Origin of the sequence: Streptomyces phyllanthi (assembly GCF_009377205.1) — a bacterium.
Taxonomy (GTDB): domain Bacteria; phylum Actinomycetota; class Actinomycetes; order Streptomycetales; family Streptomycetaceae; genus Streptomyces; species Streptomyces phyllanthi.
Window position 1 is genome coordinate 1 of record NZ_VJZE01000564.1, and the last position, 5,156, is coordinate 5,156.

A 5,156-nucleotide genomic window follows, 5' to 3' on the forward strand; every position below is an offset into this window, starting at 1 on the left:
CCTCCCCCGCCCCCTGCGGAGCACCGCTCCCTCACACGAGCAGGTCGTCCACCTGCGCTTCCCCGTCCCGGTACCGGCGGGCGATCTCCGCGCTGCAGTCGTCCGCCGTGCGCTGGAGTTGGCGGCGGCGGCGGGAGACCTGCTGTTCGCAGCGGACGAGGCGGCGCAGTCCCGCGCCGAGCTCCTCGTCCGTACGGGCCTTCAGGTCGGACAGCTCCACCTCGGCGAGCATGTCGGCGGCCAGGGCCCGGAACTCCTCGCTCTGCGGGGTGCCCAGGGTCACATGGCGGGCCGAGGAACGGTGCCGGGCGGGTGCGTCCTTGAGGATCTCGGGGAGCCGGTCGACCAGGTCCTGGGGCGCCGTCTCCCCGCCGCGCCCCGCGAGCTCGGCGCGCAGGATGTCGATACGCCCCTGGAGGAGCCGCCGCACATAGCTGAGGTCGGCCTCGTCCTGCTGGGCGTCCCGGCGCAGGGACCGCAGCTCGGACAGCCGGAGCACCGTCAGGTCGTCACGGGACGACTCGGGCGCGGGCGGCGGCGGGCTGTCCGTGCGCTGCACGGGCGCGCGATGCGTGCCCCCGACGGCCCACCGCACCCACTCCAGCGGCCACTGCCCCGTACCACTGGTGCTCGTACTCGATGTGCTCATGTGTCTCAACCGTCCCCTCGACCGGCGCGGTGCACCCCACGCACGCACCACCACACACGCATCGTGCCACCCCAAGTAGCCCCTATGTGAGCGAGTGCCCCCGATCGGCCCCAGATGGTGGGTTAAGGATCAATAAGGACCATCACACGGGTCACCGGGGCGGCCGCCGGGTGAGGAGGGCCTGCCGAAACCGCTTCCAGCACTCTTCCCGGGGCGCGTCAATACCCCCGGACGAGTGACGCGGCGTCGCACGGCATCATGGTCCCCATGCGTGCGGTGGTACAGCGAGTGGACGGCGCGAGCGTCGTCGTGGACGGCGAGACGGTCGGCGAGATCGACGGCGAGGGGCTGTGCGTGCTCGTCGGTGTCACGCACTCCGACACCAAGGAGAAGGCGGCCCAGCTCGCCCGCAAACTCTGGTCGGTCCGCATGCTCAGCGAGGAGCGGTCGTGCAGCGACATCGACGCGCCGCTGCTGGTCGTGAGTCAGTTCACGCTGTACGGCGACGCCCGCAAGGGGCGCCGACCCACCTGGAACGCCGCCGCGCCCGGCGAGCTCGCCGAGCCCCTGGTGGACGAGGTGGTCGCCCAGCTGCGCTCCCTGGGCGCGACGGTGGCCACGGGCCGCTTCGGCGCCAAGATGCGGGTGTCCTTGACGAATGACGGTCCCTTCACGGTATTGATCGATATCTGATCACCGCTGCCGTCGTCCTGTGAGGGGATCATGAAGAGATCCGCGTACGTCATCGGAGCCGCGCTGCTCGCGCTGGTGGCCTGCTCGGCCGAGGGGAAGACCGAGACGGGCACCAAAACCGAGGAGAGCACCGAGGAGAGCACAAGCGCGAAAGCCGGGAAGCAGGACCGGGCAGTCCCCCTCTCCTCCCCCTACACCGCGAAGCAGCTGAAGGCCGCGTTGCTCACCACGGCGGAGACCCCGAGCGGCTTCGAGGTCTCCCACACCACCGCCGCCGGTCCCAGCAGCCCTCCGGCGGAGGCCTCGGAGACGGTCAGGCCGACGGAGTGCGCGGTGCTGCGCAACCCGCATACCAAGGCGCAGGCGGAGGCGGTCAACGCCAGGGCACAGCTCCACCGGCCCAGCGAAGGGCTGGACCTGCACCGGATGGCGCTCGTCGGCTGGTCGGAGACCGACGCGAAGGCTCGGATGGCAGCGCTGCGGAGCGCGCTGGAGACGTGCGGGGCGATCGAGTTCGAGAACGTCGGCAGCAAAGGCCCCAGGCAGGCCGTCTTCCGGGCCGAGAAGGCGCCGGCGCTGGGCGACGAGACGCTGCGGTACTCGCTGAACTCGGCCTCGTTCTACCAGAACTTCACCGTCGTACGCGTCCAAGGCTTGATCACCATCGTGACGGCCGACACCGTCTTCGGCCCCGGCCTGACCGCTGAGCGGCGCGAAGAGCTCACGCCCGAGCCCGAGGAGGAACTCGTCCGCGCCCAGGTCGCCAAGGTGGAGCGAAACCTGCGTTAGCGGCCCCGGCCGTCAGGGCTCGACCACGACCTCCTGCGCCGCCGCCGTCGTATCCGCCATCAGGGGCGCGTCCGTCGGCACGTTCCGCTTGACCAGCGCGAGTGCCACCGGGCCCAGCTCGTGGTGGCGTACGGACGTGGTCACGAAGCCGATCTTCCGGCCGTCCGGCCCGTCACCGGCGAGGCGGAGCTCCGTGCCGTGCGGCGGCAGGTGAACCTCGCTGCCGTCGAGGTGCAGGAAGACCAGCCGGCGCGGGGGCCTGCCCAGGTTCTGGACGCGGGCGACCGTCTCCTGGCCCCGGTAGCAGCCCTTCTGGAGGTGGACCGCGGTCCCGAGCCAGCCCAGCTCGTGCGGGATGGTCCGGTGGTCGGTCTCGAAGCCGAGCCGCGGCTGGTGGTGCTCGACGCGCAGGGCCTCGTACGCGAGCAACCCGGCCGCCGGACCGACGCCGCCCTTCTCGACGTACGGCTCCAGGTCCGTACGCGGGAGGAAGAGGTCGCGTCCGTACGGCGTCTCACGGACCACGACACCCTCCGGTGTCTCCGCGATCGAACCGGCCGGCAGATGGAGGACCGCGAAGTCGTTCGTGCGGTCGGCGACTTCGACCCGGTAGAAGAACTTCATCGACTCCAGATACGCGATCAGCGCGCCCTGGGTGCCGGGTTCCACGTGGGCCCAGACCGTCTCGCCGTCGTCCACCAGGTACAGCGCGTGCTCGATATGGCCGTGCGCGGAGAGGATGAGCGCCTCGGTGGCCTGGTGCGGCGGGAGTTCGCTGACGTGCTGGGTGAGCAGCAGGTGCAGCCAGCTGAGCCGGTCGTCGCCGGAGACGGTGACGACGCCCCGGTGGGAGAGGTCGACGAATCCGGTGCCGTCGGCGAGGGCTCGCTGCTCGCGGAACAGGTCGCCGTAGTGGGCGGCGACGCCTTCGTCCACACCCTCGGCGGGGACGGCGCCGGGCAGCAACAGCAGGGGACTCTTCATATCAACAAGCCTACGACTCGGTAGTTGAAGACTTTAGGGAGAGGGTTCTGAAGTGCGGGAGCAGTTCTCGCACCGGCCGAAGATCGCGAAGTGCTTCATGTCCGTGTCGAAGCCGAACGTCGCCCGTAGCTTGGCCGTGAACTCGGCGGCCACGTCGACATCGGCCTCGATCACTGTCGTGCAGTCGCGGCAGACCAGGTGGAGGTGATGGTGCCGGTCGGCCAGGTGGTACGTCGGGGCCCCGTGCCCGAGATGGGCGTGCGAGACCAGTCCCAGCTCCTCCAGGAGCTCGAGGGTCCGGTACACGGTGGAAATGTTGACCCCCGACGCCGTCTTCCTCACTTCCGCGAGGATGTCGTCGGGGGTCGCGTGCTCCAGGGTGTCCACGGCTTCCAGGACAAGCTGGCGCTGCGGCGTCAGTCGGTAGCCGCGCTGCCTGAGGTCGCTCTTCCAGTCGGTGCTCACCACACCGGAAAGTCTAGGACGACCTGAGCGTGTCCACTTGAGGAAAGTGGTCCTGATTGAAGCGCAGGCGGTCCGGCCTACTTGAAGAAGGCGATCCCGTCGTCCGGGAGGTCGTCCGGCAGGGCCTTCGCCCAGCGCTCGACGTCCTCCGGGGTGACGACCTTCTTCAGGTGCGCCGACATGTAGGGGCGCAGCTCGACCTCGGGGGTCTGCTTCTCGCCGACCCACATCAGGTCGCTCTTGACATAGCCGTAGAGCCGCTTGCCGCCGGTGTACGGCCCCGAGGCCGCCGTCCGCGCGACCGCGTCGGTGACCAGGTCGATCTGCGGCTTCTTGTCGGCCAGCTCGCCGTACCAGACCTCGACGACCCCGTCGTTGCGGACCATCGTCACCTCGACCTTGCGGTCGGCGTCGATCCGCCAGAAGCCGGACTCCGTCTCCAGCGGCCTGACCTTGTTGCCGTCGTTGTCCAGCACCCAGGTGTGGGAGTGGTACTCCAGGAAGTCCCGGCCGTCGTGGGTGAAGGTGACCTCCTGACCGAAGTTGCACTTCTCGGAGCCGGGGAAGTCGTGCACGCCCGCGCCGGCCCAGTCACCGAGCAGGAAGGCGAGGGGGACGAGGTCCTTGTGCAGGTCGGACGGGATCTCGATCATGAGCAGCTCAGAAGTCTCGTTACGTCTGTGATGAGGGCGGGTGGGGTGTGGGGGTCAGCGCTGGCCCTGGTACAGCTTCTTCACGGTCAGCCCGGCGAAGGCGAGGACGCCGACGGCGACCAGGACCAGCAGGATTTCGAAGAAGATCTCCACGGCAGGGCTCCTCGGATGAGCGGAGAGGGCGGTACGGCGGTACGCGGTACGCAGAAGGCCGGACCCCAGCTTACGCGGCGGGGATCCGGCCTTCGGTGCCAGGGCGCCATCGGCGGGCTCAGGACGCTCGGGCCCCTCAGCCCAGCAGCTGACTCTGCAGGACCACCGTCTGCTGGAACGGGACGGCCCTGGCGGTGCCCTTGCGGGACTGCACGATCACGGCGACGGTGTCCCCGGCGGAGAGGTAGGCCTGGCGGACCTGTTCGGTGCCGTACGGCTTGGCCTCGGCGTACAGGTTGTACGTGAGGCCGCCGAGCCGGGCCTCCCACGGCAGGTCGTCGTCCTTGTCGGACTCCTCGGCGCCGCGTACCTCGTACAGCGGTGCGTCGTAGCTGATGAGACCGGTCGAGAAGACCTCGTCGGCGACCGCGGCCGTGTTGAACCGCAGCAGGTAGATCCGTGTGTGCGTACCGTCCTGCGTGGTCCAGCCGCGTGCGGCGACGTGCCGCAGCCCGTTGTCGGTGAGCAGCTGTTCGAGCTCCTCGCGGTCCTCCTTCTCCGGGTACTCCGCCAGGAAGTCCTCCGTCGCCAGCCAGCCGTCCTCGCCGCGCAGCGCCTTGTCGGCCTTGGCTCCCTTGGGGGCGGGCAGCACGAGGTCGCGCAGGTCGGCGTGGTGGGTGCCCGACTTGTTGGCATCGGCGAAGGGGGCGGGGCTGCCGGAGGGCAGGGGCGGCCGGGTGAGCTCCGGGTACTCCCAGCGGCCGTCGGAC

At 69.8% G+C, this 5,156-nt stretch carries 7 protein-coding genes; 2 read left to right on the forward strand and 5 right to left on the reverse strand.

Going from position 1 to position 5,156, the window contains the following annotated elements; genetic code table 11:
* Positions 1-31: 31 nt before the first annotated feature.
* Positions 32-649, reverse strand: coding sequence for an RsiG family protein (locus FNH04_RS40880; protein ID WP_152791249.1), 618 nt, complete (start codon positions 647-649; stop codon positions 32-34).
* A 267-nt stretch (positions 650-916) separates the two neighbouring features.
* Here FNH04_RS40880 and dtd point away from each other — a divergent pair, with 267 nt between their 5' ends.
* Both dtd and FNH04_RS40890 read left to right on the forward strand, forming a co-directional pair.
* Positions 917-1,342, forward strand: coding sequence for a D-aminoacyl-tRNA deacylase (gene dtd / locus FNH04_RS40885; protein WP_152791250.1), 426 nt, complete (start codon positions 917-919; stop codon positions 1,340-1,342).
* Positions 1,343-1,372: 30 nt separating this feature from the next.
* Positions 1,373-2,131, forward strand: a complete 759-nt coding sequence (locus FNH04_RS40890; protein WP_152791251.1) for a hypothetical protein — start codon at positions 1,373-1,375, stop codon at positions 2,129-2,131.
* 12 nt (positions 2,132-2,143) lie between these two features.
* On the opposite strand, the gene ygfZ is transcribed toward FNH04_RS40890, so the two are convergent.
* The 4 genes from ygfZ to FNH04_RS40910 form a co-directional block, all read right to left on the reverse strand.
* Positions 2,144-3,115: a CAF17-like 4Fe-4S cluster assembly/insertion protein YgfZ gene (ygfZ, locus tag FNH04_RS40895; RefSeq protein ID WP_152791252.1), complete on the reverse strand. Its 972-nt coding sequence runs from the start codon at positions 3,113-3,115 to the stop codon at positions 2,144-2,146.
* 33 nt (positions 3,116-3,148) lie between these two features.
* Positions 3,149-3,583, reverse strand: coding sequence for a Fur family transcriptional regulator (locus tag FNH04_RS40900; RefSeq protein WP_322725332.1), 435 nt, complete (start codon positions 3,581-3,583; stop codon positions 3,149-3,151).
* A gap of 74 nt (positions 3,584-3,657) precedes the next feature.
* The gene (locus tag FNH04_RS40905) at positions 3,658-4,233 is read right to left on the reverse strand and encodes an FABP family protein (RefSeq protein WP_152791253.1); all 576 of its coding nucleotides are present in this window, start codon (positions 4,231-4,233) and stop codon (positions 3,658-3,660) included.
* 289 nt (positions 4,234-4,522) lie between these two features.
* Positions 4,523-5,156: hypothetical protein (locus FNH04_RS40910; protein WP_152791254.1), on the reverse strand; the 634-nt coding region annotated here is incomplete at its 5' end.